The sequence below is a fragment of the Natrinema pellirubrum DSM 15624 genome (assembly GCF_000230735.2).
Lineage (GTDB): Archaea > Halobacteriota > Halobacteria > Halobacteriales > Natrialbaceae > Natrinema > Natrinema pellirubrum.
Genome location: NC_019963.1, coordinates 257,374 through 275,821, shown reverse-complemented (window position 1 = coordinate 275,821; position 18,448 = coordinate 257,374). Strand labels below are relative to the sequence as shown.

12 protein-coding genes and 2 pseudogenes are annotated in these 18,448 nt (G+C 57.6%); 4 read left to right on the top strand and 10 right to left on the bottom strand.

Annotation, left to right across the window (positions count from 1 at the left end; all coding sequences use genetic code 11):
- Nucleotides 1-116: 116 nt before the first annotated feature.
- Genes NATPE_RS20890 through NATPE_RS20880 form a run of 3 tightly spaced genes read right to left on the bottom strand, consistent with a single transcriptional unit; the run spans nucleotide 117 to nucleotide 3,537 of the window.
- Nucleotides 117-2,282 carry a type B DNA-directed DNA polymerase gene (locus NATPE_RS20890; protein WP_015299360.1) on the bottom strand — a complete coding sequence of 722 codons (2,166 nt, stop codon included), beginning with the start codon at nucleotides 2,280-2,282 and terminating at the stop codon, nucleotides 117-119.
- 2 nt (nucleotides 2,283-2,284) lie between these two features.
- On the bottom strand, nucleotides 2,285-2,590 hold the full coding sequence (locus NATPE_RS20885) for a hypothetical protein (protein ID WP_015299359.1): 306 nt from the start codon (nucleotides 2,588-2,590) through the stop codon (nucleotides 2,285-2,287).
- A 2-nt stretch (nucleotides 2,591-2,592) separates the two neighbouring features.
- Entirely contained in the window at nucleotides 2,593-3,537 is a 945-nt protein-coding gene (locus tag NATPE_RS20880) for a hypothetical protein (RefSeq protein WP_015299358.1), read from the bottom strand.
- A gap of 268 nt (nucleotides 3,538-3,805) precedes the next feature.
- On the opposite strand from NATPE_RS20880, the gene NATPE_RS22890 reads away from it, so the two are divergent.
- Nucleotides 3,806-4,396, top strand: a complete 591-nt coding sequence (locus NATPE_RS22890) for a hypothetical protein (RefSeq protein ID WP_015299357.1) — start codon at nucleotides 3,806-3,808, stop codon at nucleotides 4,394-4,396.
- A gap of 65 nt (nucleotides 4,397-4,461) precedes the next feature.
- A complete protein-coding gene (locus tag NATPE_RS20870; RefSeq protein ID WP_015299356.1) occupies nucleotides 4,462-5,148 on the top strand; it encodes an SOS response-associated peptidase in 687 nt (228 codons plus the stop codon).
- An 18-nt stretch (nucleotides 5,149-5,166) separates the two neighbouring features.
- On the opposite strand, the pseudogene NATPE_RS20865 reads toward NATPE_RS20870, so the two are convergent.
- A pseudogene (locus tag NATPE_RS20865) lies at nucleotides 5,167-6,102 on the bottom strand (Cdc6/Cdc18 family protein); the annotation flags it as partial.
- A gap of 74 nt (nucleotides 6,103-6,176) precedes the next feature.
- On the opposite strand from NATPE_RS20865, the gene NATPE_RS20860 reads away from it, so the two are divergent.
- Complete coding sequence (locus NATPE_RS20860) at nucleotides 6,177-7,511, top strand: IS4-like element ISH32 family transposase (RefSeq protein ID WP_012289608.1); 1,335 nt, start codon at nucleotides 6,177-6,179, stop codon at nucleotides 7,509-7,511.
- 217 nt (nucleotides 7,512-7,728) lie between these two features.
- On the opposite strand, the pseudogene NATPE_RS23520 reads toward NATPE_RS20860, so the two are convergent.
- Nucleotides 7,729-7,830 (bottom strand): annotated as a pseudogene (locus NATPE_RS23520) (AAA family ATPase); the annotation flags it as partial.
- A 347-nt stretch (nucleotides 7,831-8,177) separates the two neighbouring features.
- Here NATPE_RS23520 and NATPE_RS20855 point away from each other — a divergent pair.
- Entirely contained in the window at nucleotides 8,178-8,411 is a 234-nt protein-coding gene (locus NATPE_RS20855; RefSeq protein ID WP_006182478.1) for a hypothetical protein, read from the top strand.
- A 41-nt stretch (nucleotides 8,412-8,452) separates the two neighbouring features.
- Here NATPE_RS20855 and NATPE_RS20850 read toward each other — a convergent pair whose 3' ends face one another.
- The 5 genes from NATPE_RS20850 to pglX form a co-directional block, all read right to left on the bottom strand.
- Nucleotides 8,453-11,359 (bottom strand): helicase-related protein, encoded by a 2,907-nt coding sequence (locus NATPE_RS20850; RefSeq protein WP_006182477.1) that lies wholly within the window; start codon nucleotides 11,357-11,359, stop codon nucleotides 8,453-8,455.
- Between the two features lie 6 nt (nucleotides 11,360-11,365).
- On the bottom strand, nucleotides 11,366-13,531 hold the full coding sequence (gene pglZ, locus NATPE_RS20845; RefSeq protein ID WP_006182476.1) for a BREX-5 system phosphatase PglZ: 2,166 nt from the start codon (nucleotides 13,529-13,531) through the stop codon (nucleotides 11,366-11,368).
- A 1-nt stretch (nucleotide 13,532) separates the two neighbouring features.
- The gene (locus NATPE_RS21965) at nucleotides 13,533-14,069 is read right to left on the bottom strand and encodes a hypothetical protein (protein WP_015299355.1); all 537 of its coding nucleotides are present in this window, start codon (nucleotides 14,067-14,069) and stop codon (nucleotides 13,533-13,535) included.
- Nucleotides 14,069-15,811: a hypothetical protein gene (locus NATPE_RS21960; RefSeq protein WP_015299354.1), complete on the bottom strand. Its 1,743-nt coding sequence runs from the start codon at nucleotides 15,809-15,811 to the stop codon at nucleotides 14,069-14,071. The genes NATPE_RS21965 and NATPE_RS21960 overlap by 1 nt, the downstream gene beginning before the upstream one ends.
- Nucleotides 15,812-15,938: 127 nt before the next feature.
- The gene (pglX, locus tag NATPE_RS20835; RefSeq protein ID WP_006182474.1) at nucleotides 15,939-18,440 is read right to left on the bottom strand and encodes a BREX-5 system adenine-specific DNA-methyltransferase PglX; all 2,502 of its coding nucleotides are present in this window, start codon (nucleotides 18,438-18,440) and stop codon (nucleotides 15,939-15,941) included.
- Nucleotides 18,441-18,448 lie beyond the last annotated feature (8 nt).

Genomic DNA, 18,448 nt, shown 5'->3' with positions numbered 1-18,448 from the left:
GTCTCCATTCACACTCCGGGGGGTGTTCCAGAGAGCAGGACCCCCCAGAGTGTGAATGGGATCGACCTCGTCGCCCACTTGTGATTTTGCTCACCTCAGAAGAGATTTGAGACTACTCATCCGTTCCGGGCTGCTGTAAACTCCGTCAGCTCCACCTCTCGTGTCTCCGCGAGTCTCCGTCGAATATCTGTACGATCCCACCCCAGCGGCAACAGCACGCTCTCAATCGCTCGAACCAGCTGCGTCTCGTAGTACGAGGCGTCGTAGGTCTCGATTTCCTCGTGGGCGAGGGCGACCCGGTCTCGCGAGGATTTCTCGTCGTCGACAACCACGTACTCGATATCCTGGCCCGGGTGGACTGCCAGGTCCTGCTCGCGGGCTCGCTTCAAGGCGGCCACGTTCTGGGTATTCTGTGAGTACCCCTCTAGGGGCTTCGAGACACGGTTCCGTTCGACGAGCCGCTCCACTGCTACGTTGCCCGCCTGCAGTTCGTCGATAGCTCGTTCGAGCCGTCCGAGTACCGCGTCCGGTGACCGCGTGGCATCGAGCCGGTCGAGACAATCCCGCTGGACGTCCTCGATGAACGGCGGGGTCGAACGCTGCCGGGCTTCGATACCTCTGATTTTGAAGTCGTCGTCGCCGGCGACCTTCCCGAAGTACTTCGTCAGCGCGCCGGCGTCGCTCTCGCGCTGCGGCACGAACGCCACCCAGTCGTAGTGGGCTTCGTGTTCGAGCCGAATCTCGACGCGTTCCGTGATCTCCGTCGCGAGCGTCTCGAGGTCCTCGCGGTCATCGTCGTCGACGTCGGGGTCCGGCGTCACCCAGATGGAGTCGACGATGCCGTGGACGACCCGCCAGCCGCCAGCTTCCAGCCGCTGTTTCGCCGTCAGCAGAATCTCGCGAGCGAACGCATTAATCGCCTCGTGGCACTCGATGCGGCCGAACTTCGCGTTGCTGAACCCTTGATAGCCGAAGCAGGCGACGAGAATCCACTTCAGCGCTCCCGACCGTCCCTCGAGTTCCGCCAGCCGGTCCTCATCGGGATCGTCCCGTTCCTTCTCGCGACGGATGGCCGCCTTGATCTCGTCGCGCGCGTCGATGATCGGCTGTAGCACGTCGACAAGGTAGCCCCGGTCGTCGCAGATCGAGTACTCGAGGCCGGGGGCGTCGTCGCGGTCGCTGTGGCAGTCACACCGGATGACGTCCGGCGAGACGTTCCGGGTACAGATGATGTTCGGATACAACGAGGAGAAGTCGAGTTCGTGGACGTTCTCGTGGAGGCCGACCTCGGGGGCGAAGATAAAGCCGCCGCGGTCGGCGTCGTGGAGCGTCCCCATCGGCTTGTAGAACTCGTGGCGCCAGGAGTTCCACGGGACGAGGACACCGCGGTCGTGGGCCTCGCAGATCTGGATCGCCGTGAGCACGTTCCCGATCGACGCCCACGCGAGCTCCTGGACGGGCTTTTTCGAGCGCGACACGAGGTCGAGGACGCCGTCGAGGTTCGTCTCTCCGTAGAAGAACGTGTTCGACTCGTCGATAATCGCCCGGCCGGGCACGTTGTACCGCGCCGGGGAGTGACCGACGCGGCCGTAGCTCGAGTACGTCGACCGGCTCGCGAGCTGCTGGTAGTCGACGTCCGGCCACCGACTCAGCGAGAAATCGTCGACGACGGCGTCCGTCGCCATCTCGTACAGCGTCGGGACGATCTCGCTGGTCGAGCAGACCAGGACGTCCGGATCGTGCGCGTCGAGCGCCCCCTGGACGGCGGTCAGGAGATCCGTCGGCGAGCCGGTGACGGTGTCGCCGGCGACGGACAGCTCCCCATAGATGTCGTTGCTCGTTTCGGTCACTGGGACGCTGAGCCGGAGCGTCGACAGCTCGCTCGCCGGCGTCGGATCGGCGTCGGTCTCCAGACAGTACCGGAACTCTCGCGAGAAGTCGACGTTGAAGCAGGCGAGATCCCCGACTGGATAGGCCGACAGCTGACGCGCTTGCCGGGCGAGTGGAGTGACGCGATCGATGTGGGCGACGTCGACTGCGAGAACGGCCTCCTCGTCCCGTCGAAAGCCGGGGCGTCGCGCAACCAGTTCGGTCGCGACGACGTCCGGGTGCTGGTCGTACACCGACTGGAGCGTCGTGAGGTCGAGGTCGGCATCAGGGTCGCGAGCGCCCACGTAGAAGCGTGGGGTGTAGTCATCGCGCTCGGTCGCGACGGCGCCGTCGGCAGTTGCCTCCCACTCCAGGACGCGGCCGTCGTCCAGAAAGTCGATACTGAACGGCATCGTCACGGGTTCGCGTCCGGTGGGGCGGCCTCCTGGTCATCGCTCGTTGCGACCGCGGCTTCGAGGTCCTCGAGACGTTCTTCGTGGTCGTCGAGGCGGGCCTCCTGTTCGAGATCGATGCTGAGCAGCGCCGGCAGCAGCGGGTTCTGGTGGTTCAACAGCCCGCTCGCGTCGGCGTGCTCGCGGGCGTACTCGAACAGCCGGTCGAAGCGCGGCTGGTCGCGACGCCGCAGTGCCCGCCGGAACTCCGCCCAGCGCTCTTCGATGGCCCGGAGCGCATCCCGGTACGTCGGGTTCGTGCGCCCCATCGCTATCGGCCTCCTGTACCGCTCGCCGTCCACGCATCGAGCAAGGGATCCGCGGTGGCCGCCACCGTCTCACCGTCAGCGGTGACGCCCGTTCCGACACCCTCCGGAGTCGGCGTCGACGGCGCCGGCGTCGTCGGTTCCACGTCGACCTGCGTGGCGCGTGCCGCGAGCAGCTGCCGCCAGTACGCGAACGTCGTCTGGTAGTACGCGCCGTCGTCGACGGGATAGACGAGCATCTCGAAGTCTTCGCCGACGACCCGTGGCCCCATCCGCGTCTGCTCGCACTCCAGGTGGTGGTCTGCGACCGTCGCAATTGGCTCGGTGAATTCGTTTCGCTCGTTTCGCGTAACGAGCACCGGGATGTCGTACCCATCGGCGTAGGTCGCCAACCGGGCAAGGGTGCGGGCCTGGAGGGTTTTTGCGTGGGTCTCGCCAAGGGTATCGTCGGCGCGGTACTGGGCGTCGACGGCCGGCGCGACGATGAGGGCGGGCGTGTGGGGCGACGTGTCCTCGTCACGACTTGGTCCCCCTCGACCGGTCGCCCCGGCGTCGGTGGTAGACATCTGGATCGACTTGTTCACTGCCGTCGGGAGATCACAGACGGCGCCGTAGTGCTGGTAGGCGGTGAATCCGCGGGCGACGTGAATTCGGTTGAGCAACCGTTGACTGGGCGCGATCTGGGCGAGTGTCGTCGTCGTCGCGTGACCATTTGCGTCGACCCAGAAGGCGGGCCCGTCGTGCAGGAGGAGATGGTCGAGTACGAGCGACTGCAGGATTGGGACGCCGCGGCCTCCCTCGACGTCGAGCAGCGTGATGCCGTCGCCGAGTGACGGCAACAACATCCCGTCCGTAGCCGGATCGGCCTGGTCAGCGAGGGACCGATTGCGGTCGGCTCCCCGTGTCGGCTGGTCCACCGCCAATCGGTTCGACGTTGAGTGTTCTCCCATATTCGATTAGTTGTCTACGTTCCCGATAAGCCGCGGCGTGTCGCTTCCGCATTTCAGGGAACTCGACTAGATCCCCTCCAATCCCGGTACGGTCCCGAGTAGTCTCCGTTTGGATCCTGTTTCCGAGAATAGTTCCTGAATCCAGCGTTCTCCGTGTTAACCAACAACCGCCCGTATTGACGCCGGCGTGTTGGTTAAACCTTCACAGCTGCACCCTCTCGACTGCTCGGAATGTTAATGCTCAACGCCACGTTGGAAGAGGTGCTCTATGAGCTACCCACGAACCCACGTCGACCACCGAAACCCCGATCACCACGAGTCAATGCACCCAACTCGAAATATCGTGAACGCCCACGTTGTTGCCGGGGAATTTCTCACTTCGCGGTACCACGAGGCGCTTCAAACTGTTCTCCATCCCCTCGGCGAGTCTCTGGACACCAAAGACCAACATGCGCTCAACGACCTTGGCATCGTCCATGCTACAGGTTCTTTGAACGAGCTTTCCCCTATCGTACGCACATACGTCAAACTCGACGAGTACTGGACACGCACCCATCGTACTGCGCTCAACGAACTATTCGCTGATCGACGTGCTCACGTCCTGAGTTGCTGTACGCGGTTCCTTTCTGAGTTCCCTCGACACACTCTTGAAGCCGAATCTGGTCGTTCCGGAACTGCGTTGGATACCACCCTTGCTCCACTCCTCGAAAGCGGATTTCTCTCTCACACCGACGACGAGAAAACGCCCTATACTGTCGATGAACACCACGCGCTGTATCGACCGACTGAACGGCTCTTCGACGCACTTCTTGACCAAGCACCTGTTCTCTGTGATCTTCTGCCACCGACCGAGCTCTAATCGACGATTCAGAGCCGTTCACATTTCCAGATACGTTGAATACTCTCCCGGCCGGACCCGGATGTATGTGTGGCCGAAACTCGCTTTTCATCGACCAGGCCGACCTCGAGGCTCGCTTCGACGCCGAGGTCGTCGCGGACGGCGGGTACACACCTCGATACAACATCGCGCCTGGCGACGACCTCCACATCATCACGAACGAGGCTTCCGACGAGATCGACGCCTACCACTGGGGGCTGATTCCGTTCTGGGCGGACGAAGCCGAGGAGGGCATCATCAACGCTCGCTCCGAGACTGCCGACGAGAAACGCGTCTTCGAGCGGGCGTGGGAATCACGTCCCTGCCTCGTCCCCTCGTCAGGGTTCTACGAATGGAAATCGCCGAACGGCGGGTCGAAGCAGCCCTACCGGATTTACCGGGAGGACGACCCCGTATTCGCGATGGCCGGGCTCTGGGACGTCTGGGAAAGCGACGACGAGAGGATCTCGTGCGTCACGATTCTCACGACGGAGCCGAACGACCTGATGAACTCAATCCACGACCGGATGCCGGTCGTCCTCCCGCAGGACGCGGAATCTGACTGGCTCACCGCAGACCCGGACACCCGCAAGGAACTGTGCCAGCCGTATCCGAAGGACGATCTGGACGCCTACGAGATCTCGACGCGGGTCAACAACCCTGGCAACGACGATCCTCAGGTCATCGACCCGCTGGACCACGAGCAATCGGGCCTCGGCGAGTTCAGTTCCTGATAGCTGACGGGGTCACGGTCACTGCATCGGCGACGCAGCTGCCGAATCGACGAGCGAGTACTCTCGGTCTCGGCTCGTCCCTTCCGCCTCGAGGAGGTTGTACTGCTCCATCTTCGAGAGGTACGTGCGGATAGTCCGCTTCGTCCGTGGGTCATCGACGTCCTCGGAGTAGCGCTCGTGGATCTCGCTCGGCCCGACCGGGCCGTGCTCGCGAACGATGTCGTAGACAACCCGCTGATGGGGGGTGAGCGAGTCGAGGCTCTTCTGCTTGATTTGGGCCCGAGCATCCTCTGCGGAGTCCAGGAGGATGTCGTCGGTGATGCGCTCGTGATTCTCGCGATCGGCCTTGCCGGCGGCCGTTCGGAGGATGCCGATTGCGAGGCGGGCGTCGCCGGCGGCCGCGTCGGCGATCCGGTAGAGCTGGTCGTCGGTGATGACGTCCTCATCGAGTCCCCACTTCGCCCGCGCACTCAGGATGTCGTACAGCTGCTCGTCGTGGTACTTGTCCATCCGGACGTGTTCGCTGGAGCGCAGCCGGCTCACGAGGCGGTCGTCGATGCGGCTGAACAGCTCCTCTTCCTTGTTCGCGATGCAGATGATCGCGAACTGAGGGAGGCTGTGGAGGTCGTAGATGACGCTGGGGTCTTCGAGCTGGTCGACCTCATCAAGGATGACGACGGTTCGCGGGCCGTCATGCTGCTGGAGGCGATCAACCAGTTCGTCGTGGGGCGTCGACTGCCGGTGGATGTCGATGGTCGCGCCGAGGTCGTCGAGGATCTGGTAGAGCGTCCGAAATCGGGTGTAGTTACGCCAGCAGTTGACGTAGGTGGCCTCGACGTCGAGCACCTCCTCACGTAGGCGTTCGGTGACGAATTGCGAGATGCACGTCTTGCCGGCGCCGCTGGGTCCGGTGACGATAGCTGTGTCGGCGGGTTCACCGTTCGTGATGGGCTCGCATCCGTTCTAGGTTAGCAGAGTGTACCGTCGTCTGATTAGATATCGTTGTAACTACCAGTCAGAGAAATCCGGTGGATAGTGTGACTTACTCCCCACCGGATTCAGTGATTGTTGATCGGATTCAAAGAGCGTTTCCCTCCGATGAGTTGCGCGAGCGCGCTCGCGCAACGAATCTCGTCGAGCGTGAACGGAAATTCGACGCTGTTGCGCTGTTCTACACGCTTTCACTTGGCTTCGCTGCTGGGTCAGACCGATCTGTACAGGCTTTTCTCGAACGATTCGTCGAAATGTCCGACTGCGATGAACTCTCCTATGCAACCTTCCACGGGTGGTTCTCTCCACCGTTCGTTGCACTCCTTCGAGAGATTCTCGATGATGCCATCGAGAATCTCGATACCAGAAATGCCGACCTTAGCGGACGTCTCGAACGCTTTCGAGACGTCCTCATTGCCGATGGGAGCATTGTTTCTCTCTATCAAGACGCCGCGGATGTGTACGCTGCGACCGGTGACGATCAGGCCGGTCTGAAACTTCACCTAACAGAATCACTCTCAACTGGCCTTCCAACACGGTACCGAACAACTGACGCTAAAACCCAAGAACGGAGCCAGCTACCCACCGGCGAGTGGGTAGCTGGCGCACTTGTCTTGCTCGATCTCGGTTTCTACGACTTCTGGTTGTTCGACCGCATCGACCAGAATAACGGCTGGTTCGTCTCCCGTGTGAAAGACGACGCAAACTTCGAGATCGTCGAAGAGCTCCGGACGTGGCGGGGGAACAGTATCCCGCTCGAAGGAGAGTCGCTGCAGGACGTCCTTGACGACCTGCAGCGACAGGAAATCGATGTTCGCATCACCCTCTCGTTCGAGCGAAAGCGAGGGTCGTGCACCAGCACGACCCGAACGTTCCGACTGGTCGGTGTTTGGAACGAGGATACTGAAGAGTACCATCTCTATTTGACAAATCTCTCGAAAGACGACTATAGTGCGCCCGATATCGCACAGCTCTATCGGGCGCGCTGGGAAATAGAATTATTGTTCAAAGAACTGAAATCACGCTTCGGACTTGACGAAATCAACACGACCGATCCGTACATCATCGAAGCTCTGGTCATCATGGCCGCAATCTCACTGCTGATGAGCCGTGTTATCGTCGATGAACTCCGGAAACTGGACGTGAAACAACGGGAAAGCGCCGACGACGCCACAGCGTCGTCGCCGCAACTTCCTCGTCGACGATGTTCTCACGCTGTCGAACGCCATTCACACCTGATTCAGTTGTACGTGATGCTCGATTTAGGGTACGAACTTCCGGATTTAGATGAGTTGTTGCTGTGGGCTTCACGTGATCCAAATCCGCATCGACCGCGGTTACGTGAGCAGGTTGAGTCAGGCGAGTTCTGGTAACGAACTCGCCTGACGACCGGGGAAGCACCTGTGTCGATAGCGGCAGCGCTGGAACGGCGACGCACTCACGGCTGTGAGTGCGCCGCCTCGAAGGTATCACACAACAAATCAGCGACTGCCTGCTCCAGCGAACCCAGTCTCCTGAGCTAATCCGCCTCAATTCGGTATAGTCTCCGCTGAGATCCTGCTTCACTCCGTCACTAAACTAGAACAGATGGATGGGCTCGAGAACGCTAGAGAGATGGTTGACTTCGGCGTCGCGATGCTCAATTTCCCGAGGGACGAATCCGGCGCGGAGAACGCGAGCATCGCGGATCATCGTTGCTTGATAGACTGGTTTTCTGGCTAGTACTAAAAACGTGATTGGGTTGTTTCCGGAAACCATCTATTCAGTTCCATATTACTTGTCGCTATCTCGCTGCTGTCACGCGATTCCTAATTGTGGAAAATCAAGGTTTCAGGGAATTTCCGGAATTGGCTCACTAACGGGAGAATCACTTTCTAGTATGCGCATTCTGTCGCCGAGGGCCAGGTAGTCGATGGCGTCCTGATTGCGAGACCGTCTGTGCGAGATCCGTTGTTGCGCGAGAGGATTGACCGTTCAAAAGGACGAACCAGCCACGTTACTACAGAACGCTAATCAAACACCTCTTCGATACGTCGAATATGGCAGACGACAGAACCGAGGGTGTGATCGTCCACCTCGTGGACAAGCACGGGGAGGGCGAGATCGAGCGCGAATACGACGACTGGGAGATTGTGGACGAGGGATGGATTAGATGCATCGGCCCGTCGCACGGTGGCGAACTCGACAGTGGCCACGTACCAGTCTCGTACTACCCACCCGAGCGTGTGGTCTCCGTCGACGTTTACGAGAAGCCTTCACGAAAGTCGGTCTGACGCGCCGGCAGCGAAGCGCTCCCGTCCAGCTCAGGAATCGATTAGACCGGGAGAGCAAAGCAAACGTTCTCCACCTCTGGCGCAAGTGAGATGACCCGAGCCTTCCGCTGCAATTCTTGGCGCCGGTCTTCGATACGCTGCTCAAGTTTGTTGAGCCGTTCTTGTTGACCACGGATTGCGATATCCATATTTGACCCAGCCTCTGCTTTCCTCTCATAGTTCTCGATGAACTCCTCGATTCGCTGGCGTTCAGCCTCCGCATACTCCTCGAGGTCATCCAGTTCTTGCTGGGTCTCCTCTCGGCGGCGCTCGTGTAGTTCTTCCCGCAAGGACGTGACCTGCTGGCTGATGTACCGGTCCGCGGCTTCTCGCAGCTGATCCTGACTCTGTATCAGGGATCGCACACGGTCCGCGTCGGGCGACCCTTTGATACTGTCACCCTGAACAACACGCTGACCCATCCGCTGCCGGGGGTCATGATGGCGGGCATCGACATACACAGGGATCATATCTTCCCGTATGACCTCGCCTGTCCCGTCTTCGAACGTCACGCGGTAGTTGTACGCTATCCCCGGCTCGTCGACGAACGGGAGGAGCTTTAGCCCAACATCGCCCTGCTCACCATCCAGGATTTGCTGCATAAGCCGCTGGACCAGATCATCATCGGGTGAGACGTAGTCGATACCATCGTGGTCCATCGCGAAGTCTCGGCTGAACGTGAACGGCCCGTACTCCTCGTCCGTTCCTTGCCGTAGAGAGCGTGGCAGCTGGGCCCTGTAGAGATTGCTCCCGGCTTTCTCGACGTCGCCACCGAGCGCCTCGACGCCGCGTTCGACGAACTCGTGGATGTCGGCCTCCGTCCCGTAGACATCCTCGGACTCGTCCATCACCTCCTGAATCTTCTCCCGGCTCTCTTGGTCAAACGTGCTCGTGTCGATAAGGCTGCGTTCGTACCACTCCTGGAGCGTGCGTTGACGCTCGTCGATGAGCTCCTCGAGTTCCTCTTTGGTTGCACTCGCCGGTTCGTCGTTCTGGATGGACTCCATGATGAGCGAGTCGACGTTGATGTCGTCGAGCATCCCCAACACGTCAGCCGTGTTGCCGAGTTTGCCGCGGATGTTCTCGACCTTGTTCTGGAGCATGTCGAAGATCTCGCCCTCACGAGTGTCCTCGAACGTGAAGTTCCAGACCTTGACCTCCTTGTCCTGGCCGTAGCGGTGGAGCCGGCCGATTCGCTGCTCGAGGCGGTTCGGGTTCCACGGCAGCTCGTAATTCACCATGATGTGGCAGCTGTGCTGGAGGTCAATCCCCTCGCTCGCTGCGTCGGTCGCAAACAGCAAACGGGATTGGCCGTGGTTGAACTCCTCTTCGATGCGGGCACGTTCCTCCTTGTCGACGTCACCGTGGATGACGAGGATCTCGTCGGCCCAAGGTTCGTCTTTCACGAGGTCGAGGAGGTAGTCCAGTGTGTCGCGATACTCGGTGAACAGGAGGAGTTTCTCGTCGGGTTGCTCTTCTAGCAGCTGCTGGATGTAGCGGCGGACCTTCTGGGCCTTCGAGTCGACGGAGATGCCTTCGGCGAGGGAGACGAGGTCGCGGAGCGTTTCGATCTCCTCTTCGAGTTGCGCATCGCTCTCGGTGACGGTCAGCGCCGAGAGTTCCTCCTCGGCTCGCTGTTTGTCCTCCTCGTCGAGGTCTTCGCCGTCAAGATACGCGGAGGCTTCTTCAGAGAGACTGGTGGAGGTCGACTGCTCATCGACGAGGTCACCCAAACGACGACTCAGCGTCGCTTGGATGGCGCCGATACTGCTGACAAGACGTTTCTGCATCAGCGCCATGGCGAACCCGACCGCTGGCTCGTTCAGCTTCTCGGAGCGGTTGTAGACGTTCTGGACGTAGTCAGTAACGGCCCGATAGAACTGCCGCTCGTCGTGGGTCATCTCCACGGGAACGGTGTTGACCTCACGGTCGGGGAAGATGCGCTCGCCGTCATCGTCGTACAGCGTTTGCTTCCCGCGACGAATCATCACGCGGTCGACGGCCTCCTTCGAGAGGTCTTGGTCCTCAGCGACGAGGAAGGGATCGATGTACTCGACGAGCGAGCGGAACGCCTCCCCTTTGCCGTCGTGTGGGGTCGCGCTGAGCAGCAGCAAGGAGTCAGAGTTACCGGCGACCCGTTCGACCATCTTCGATGTCTTACTGGGGGACTCACCCCGTTTGGCGGCCTTGTGCGCCTCGTCGACTATCACGACGTCCCAGAACGCTTCCTCGAGGGCCGGCTGGAACTCGTCCTGTCGGAGGAAGGCCTGACTGGTGACCATCTGCTGGTGGTCTTGGTCCCAGATGTTGGCCTCCTCGCCGAGTCGCCGGCGTTCACCCTCGACCCACTGTCGGTCGGCCGGCGTGAGGTTGATGTCGAAGAATCGGTCCATGTCCCGAATCCACTTCTTCTGGAGGTGGGCAGGGACGACGAACAGGACACGGTCAGCACGGTTGCGAGCGGTGAGCTCTTTGAGGATGAGCCCTGCTTCGATGGTCTTCCCGAGGCCGACGTCGTCGGCGATGAGCGCACGTTGGCGCAGCTTCTGCATCACCCAGTTGACTGCGGCGAGCTGATACGGTTCGAGGCGGACCAGCGAGTTCGAGATACTCAGCAGCTGCCCCTGCTCGTGGGCGATTTGAAGCTGAAGGGCCTGCGAACGAAGATCGAACCACTCGGCCGAGACAGCCTCGTGGTCGGGATGTAGCTGTTCGGCTGATGCTGAGCGCAGTTCCCCAAGCTGATCGCGTTTGGGTTCGACCTCGACGTCGCCGATACAGACAGTTTTCACGCCGGCGTCTTCGACGTAGGCCCGGAGATAGTCGAGATCGCCGACGGAGTAGGTCTTAATGACCTCGGCAGTGCGTCCATTGAGGAGGACCGTATCACCGGGATCGAAGTCAGTCATTAGCGGTCATTCCTGCGTGATCGTGACGAAGTTGAGCACGAACTCCTGTGGAAGGACCCCACCGTGGTAGAAGCGAGCATCGGGAATTCCCTGATTGCGGAAGCGCTGAATTGGATCAGCGAGGACACTAATTTTCGTGTCATCGTCAAGGTAGCCGAGATGAGTGTTCTCGTCGAGGAGGACGCCAGGTGCATCCTCATCGATGTCTTTTCCGGCTATCCAACGGCGCGTCACCTGCTCCGCCTCGTCCGGTGGATAGATGCCATCAAGATCGATGCTCTGGGGAAGCGAGACAAAACCGTGGTCGGCGAGGATGTATGCGCGGTCCCATTCTCCCTGGTCGAGCTTCTCGCAAATGATGTCCGAGATTTTCTCGATGCGGTCGCTAAATAGCGCCTCGAAGTCGGTGAGCTCTTTTTCACCAGCTTTGTCGAGGTCGTTCCAGTAGTACGCGACGCGGGTGTTGCTCCACCCCGACTCGTCGTCTTCGCTCTGCATGATGTAACTCCAGCCATCGTCCTTCAGCATCTTCTCGCGCTGGTAGTTAGTGATCTCGCGGCCGTTGCGTTCCGGAACGAGTTCCCCGTCGTCGAGTTCGATGTTGAAGCTGAACTTGCTCCCGGGCGTGAGTGCGGCCTTCCCAAACTCAGTATCCGAGGGGAGTGTTCCGACCCAAGCAGTCTCGTCGACTTCGAGGCCGGGGAGTTCACGACGGACGGACTCCGCCAGTTCGTGGGCGAGGTCGAAACGCAGCGCGTCGACGATGAACAGCGCAACGCTCTGGCCACTCTGGAGGTGTTCTTGCTCCTGGTCGAAGAACTGGTGGGCGTAGTTTTCGCCGACGAACGGTGAGCCTGCCTCGATCTGGTCGACGACCAGGTCGCCGAGGTCGCTGAGGTAGTCGAGGTAGCGTGACTCAGTCAACGACGTGCGCAGGTCGTCGAGACTCGCCCTCGCAGGATGTTCCTCGGGGAGACCGTGCTCGGGCTCGCCCGAGATGATGAGGTTGAACACGGCGTTGTCGATCTGCCAGGTCCCATCGTCGACGTCACCGTAGAGGTCGACGACGTCAGTCGTATCGCCGCGCTCTTCCCACGTTTCGAGTTCGTGAGCGAGTTTGGCAACCTCGACAGCCTGGTTCCAGACGCTCGTCCACGGGACGTCACCGTAGGTCGTTTCGAGACGCTGGTAGCGTGTGGCCGCTCGGGTCGTACACGTCTCGTACTCCCCGTCGTGGAACGCTTGCAGCCACTCGTTCCAGAGTTCGTGTTCGAGCGAGGCGTCGACGGGACAATCGGCCAGTTCCCACGGGTCGTCGTAGGACCGAAGAATGTCGTGCCAGAACTGCGCGTCCGGATCGAGGTACACGTGCGCCAGCTCTTCGGCACGTTCTGGGTCGACTTTGCTCAGTAGCGACTGGAGTTCAGGTCGAGAGATTCCCAGTCCGGAACTGGACTCGGGCCGGTACTCGGCGTCGAGAAGCGACTTCTCCAGCCCTTCTTCGACGAGCCACTCGGCGACGGCCCAGCGCCGCGTACGTGTCACGAGCACGTCTTCGTCGGTGACGCCGTCGACGGCCGCGACGCCGTTGTCGACCAACAGATCGCGAATCTGTAGCAGATCGGCGGTCTCGTCGGGAAGGTTCTCGGCGCCGTGTTCGAGAACGAACTGAACCGGGTCCTCGTGGCCATCGAGGACGATCTTCGTCTGGAGACCCTGGAGCGTCGGGAGGCCACCCTCGCCGTTGAGCTCCTGGAAGAGCGTCTTGGCGACCTGTTCACGGTCGCCTTCCCTGACGTCCTCGTAGGCCGTGCGGATCGAAGCCGCCTGGATGCGGTCGTTCTCGAAACAGCGTGCGGCGAGCTTGCCGATGTGCGCTTCGACGACGCCGCCGGTGTTCTCGACATCTTTGAACCAGTCCACGTCGTCGCTGTGGGCCTGTGGTACGTACCAGACGGTTCGGTCTCGGGGCGCATCGGTGCGCAGCTCGAGTGGCGTCTGCTCGGCTGCATGGAACTCACAGCCCAGCGAGTAGCTCACGCTCTCGACGACGTCGCGAAGGTAGCCACCGTCGTCCCACCAGAGCACGATCGGATCCTCGTCGGCCGCCTCGTCGATGGCAGTCTCGATGGCGTCTTCAGCACACTGTGGGAGGGTTTTCGTCGCGGGCATGTTATCGAGATTTCTGCCTTACAGCTTCAAGCAACTCGCTTCGTGTCTCTTTCCCTAATCGAGCAACACCGACTCTTTGGTACGTTAGTACAGTACACTCTTTCTTCTCCAACGCATGGAGATCAAGGTCAGAGAGCGTACTTTGAGCCGCTCCTAGACACCAAATAGACTCAGGTGTAGCAACAGACACAAGTTCATTCCAAATTTGATTGACGGTGTTTTTGAACAAGTTTGTCGACAGTAGTATAATCATTACATCGGCTGAGGCTGCTGCATCACGCAGGCATTCTTGCGCATTGTCAACCATCGTTGAGCTATCAATGGATTGGCCAGAAGTGAGGACACTATCAGCCATTTCTGAGCCTTTTGCGACACCAAAATCATCTGAGAAGACGTATAGGTTGGTTTCCCCGTAATTTGATAGCTCACCCTTCAAACTTGAAATAGAACGGAATAGTCCTTGATAGTAATCTTCGACAGGGATGTTTTTCGAATTTGCAGTTGTATTTGAACCTTCAACGAAGATATTTATTTCCATCAAATCACCTGCTCATTAACTATTTTAGGAACGATTTCGGCCTCTGCAAGTGGGGTAATATTGATTCTCACACCGTGTTTATGTATTGGCTGATAACCTCTCGTAGTTATTTCTGAGAGTGCCCGTTGTTTCCAACTGCTAGAAATCCGGTTACTTAGGCTCTGGCAGTGAGATTCTATTTCGTCGGCTAACGATTCATATTCATCGAACTGAGCAGCTATTCTTGCGAGGAGGATTGCGGTTTCATCAGATAGGGTTTCTTTCGGCTCACCATTCTCATTGAGGTACTTTTCTGCTTCTCGCTGAGGATAATATCCCATCGCGAGGACGCCCGTACTTGTTGGCCAAACTGACCCGACTAATTCATCTTCGAAGTGTATGAACAGGTCGTACAAATGTGCTGGAATCGGTTCATGATTTCCAGTACTATATGCTTCGCAAGCAGTACGAAGATCATCGAGTGAGGATAGCCACATTTGCTTATTGTTCTCAATGGTTTCTATGAAAGATTGGCTAAACGTATCTTCGAGCCAGTCTTCATCGTTTAATTCAATAAGTTTATCATATGTCTGGAGGAACATCTGGGTCTGCTCATAGAAACGATTTACTTTAGGAAGAAGATCTTTTGCTAATTTTTGGTCACTCTCTGTCCAATCACGGGGGGAACTGCTGGCCAGATTTTGGAGAGTCTCTTCAAATAGCTCAATTTGTGAGAGACTACTCATACACCGTTCGTATTCCTCTGTTGCTGCTGCTTGTTCCGAAGTCGGTAATGCTTCGTCACTACGTCTACGATCTGCTGTATTCCGCCGTTCACGGAGATCGGCTTTCTGTGCCTCTAAATACTTCTTCTGAAGTCGATCAAAGATATTGGAGTCCATACTCCGATAATCAATATAACATCCAAAGCCTTCCTGATCCGAATCAGAAACCAGCCGATCCGTTGTGAGGCGCCACAGGATCGGCGTCTTTTCCATCTGATTAATATGCACCTCGAAAAGCCCATCTGACAAGAATTTTTTCAGATTCGGATACGCGTCATGGTCACTAGATCGGCTCCCGAGAATCTCATCTATTTCGGCCATCCGTTCATCAGTATGATCACCGTATACTTTCTCAAAGCGAGACAGAACTTGTTCGTAGATACTGGGTTTGTTTTCTAGGGATTCTAGAGGAACGATTCCATCTTCAGCATCGTCAATAACCATCATTGCGACGTGGTGAACGAGCGATTCAACTTCAGAACGGAGTACTTCTCCTGGATCCTGTGTTGACGTTGAAGACTCAGAACTGTTGCCCCGAAGTTTAATCTCTGTAGCGATGGATTTTCGTGTGTCAGAAGAAATATCTAGGCTATCATAGACGATTTCGTTGGCTCTTTCTTGTAACTCCTTAAGATGAGCATGGCGGTTTTCTCTGGCCTCTATCGCCTGTTCAATAGTATCCGAGAAGGACTGGCTTGCCTCGAGTTCCCCTTGCTCAATGCTAGGGAGTTCGTCAGCCACATTCGTGTGTGGATGGTCATAGAAGAAGTCTTCGCGCACCTCGGGTGGAAGAAGCAGTGCACCCCCGTAGTAAGGACTTACAGGATCTGTAACTCGCTCTTCTAGAACTAATTTATATTGTTCTCTAGCAATGGCTGCCAGTTCATCTTGCTTTTGCAAACGTTTATCCCACGGAATTCTCCCAACATCGCCAGGATTCCATTCCCGATCAGGAGTAAGCGATAAATAGCGTGTCATAGAATACGTCTCATACCCTCAACTTGGCGATTATACAGCTTCCAATTCGCGTGTAATCCTATGAATTTCGTCAGTCATGGGTTTTGCTCAAGGGCGAAACCGTGAACAACGCCTCCTGAGAACTATTCTATGACACGCTCGATAAAAACAGTCCGTGGAAGAGTTCGGAATTCAGCACGGCAAGCAATGTCCACGCAGATAAATCCTCATTAGGAAAGGTCATCGGTCCTTTCTGGTCAAAGATTCCCCCAGAGGGGAAATATCCGAACCTCCGACCCCCTTCTTTAATGTATGTCCAAGTCAACCCCTCATCGAAATAATATTGCTCATTCCTCACCACCGAGCTCTCCTGCCGTTTAATCTCCATACCATCGTCGCCCCAGTAGAGTGCAAGGCTTGTCTGTGGGAGAACCCAAGCTTCAGATCCACCTTTTGTAAAGGCGACAAAATCATCAAAGTCAGGAACCTCCCAGTGGGTTCGAATGAACCGATCATTATCGCCTGTTTGCAAACCGGTCTTGACATCACAAACGCTGTCTCCCTCAATACTTGCGGCTCCAGCGTCTAATTTCAGATCATTTTCGTGAAGTGCCCGAAGAATATCTGGGGTATAATATGAAAGCGGGGTCTTCGGAATCTTTCCGAAGTCAGCAAGAGGGACGTTATACACCCGTTTGATTTCTGACTCAGTATTAGCCAGTACCTCGTTGGTGAATACTTCTTCTTTCTGCCGGGAATCTGCATCATGTAACCGAATGAAAGTGCCGGTACCGGTTTGTGAAGCCCCCGAACGAACGACGGCGCCGACGGTTCGAACAGTAGCATTATCCAATATTCCCAGGCCAAATTCCGCTAGAAAGTCAAATCCGCCGCGTTCCCCGATAAAGTCCTCTCTGAATTCATGGAAACTTCGTTTGAACATAAATGACCGTGGTATGAGCATACCTATTCGTCCCCCCTCTGTCGTTAGAGAATCACAGACTTCGAAGAAATTGATGTAAAACTCTGGCCCGTACTCATACCTGCTTTCCACGTAATTTTGAACTAAATCCGGCATTCGTCCCTGCGCACCGTACGGTGGATTCATAAGCGCAACATCATAATCTTGGGAGAGAATGTCGAGGAGACGAATGAAGCTCTTGAGATCCTGTGCAAGGAATGAATCCTCATCCCGATGCTCTGAGACCGCATCACGTAGAGCGTGTAAGAAATTGCTTAATGTGTGTGTAGCGGTAAAGTCATCAGTTAGAGCCAATTGCTGTCCGCCACTTTCATCTGTGAATAACTCTCCGAGTGTCCCACGGACGTCAAGGAGGCTTCCGAGCCCATGAACTTCTTCGAAAGCATCTAGAATTTTCTCTAATGTATCTTCAACACCGGCACGACTGTCTGCGACCTCCTCAAACACATCTTGAACTCCGGACACGTCCGCAATTTTCGCGTCGGCACACACAATCCCGACCTCCGGCATTTCGAAACCATCGGCACCCTCGGCCTCGGCTCGAGTTCGGCCCTTCAGGTAAAGATTGAATGCTGCAAGCTGGCAGGCACGCATGTCTAGATCGACCCCGTAAAGGTTGTGTTGGAGGACCTTCCGCGGGATTTCCTCGTTAGCCAAGTCGGTCTCAGCGCGCCAGATCCGCTCCAATACGTCGAAGGCGTATAGTAAGAAGTGGCCACTCCCACAGGCGGGATCGATAACTCGAAGCTCTTCAGGGTGATCGAAGTCGGTTGGCTCCTCGTCCTCTTCTGAAGGGACGAGATAGGTACAGAAGTCAGCGATATCGGTCGACTCGTCGGGAGAGAGTGCCCGATTCTTCCGCTCGTCAGGGGAGAATTTCTCCTGAGTCTCGACGATGTCCTGTAACTCGCCGGTGTGTTCGAGATAGAGCTTCCCAAGCGAGTTGTCGGTGAGCATCCGGACGACCCAGTGAGGCGTGTAAAATTGATTTGCCGGCGGTACGTCTTCAGGTTCGAGGCCTTCGCGATCGCCCTTTCGGCGCAGCTCATCGAGCAGCTTCACGTTGTAGTATTCGTAGACCCAGCCGAGGACATCGTCGGCCCGCCAGACCTCGTCGGGAACTGAATCGAGCTTCGCACAGAGTTCTTCGAGTGTGTCGTCGTCGGGGTCGATCAGGCTATAGGGAGACGAGCGGTCGAAGAGGATCTCGATCTCCTCGGCGAAGTCATCGCAGGCGTTGTGGTAGGCCTCGAGGATGGCCTCATCCTCCAGCAAGAATTCCTCGTGAACGAGCGTTTCGGCGGCGGGTGTCAGGCCGTTGTCCTTGAAGACGGTGACCTCCTCGTCGATGAATCCCCGTACTTCCATGCAGCGCAGTGCGGCCAGGCGATTGACGATGGTGTAGCCCACGCCCGTGACGTACTGATCGAAGGCTTCAGACCACGTTTCGCCGTCGACGGCTTCGAGTTCGATCGCCTCTACGAGTTGCTGGGTATCCTCGTCCAGCGAGTCGACATCCTCGGGCTCGTCGTCGAGACCTTTCTGCGTGAGCTGGAATTCGACGTTGTCCTCGACGCGCTCCCGCATCTCAGTGACGACATCTTCGAGGTGTTCACGCTCTTCCTTGTCCAGTTGGGCCTTCCGTTGGGAGAGAGAATCGCTTGCCATAGGAGGTA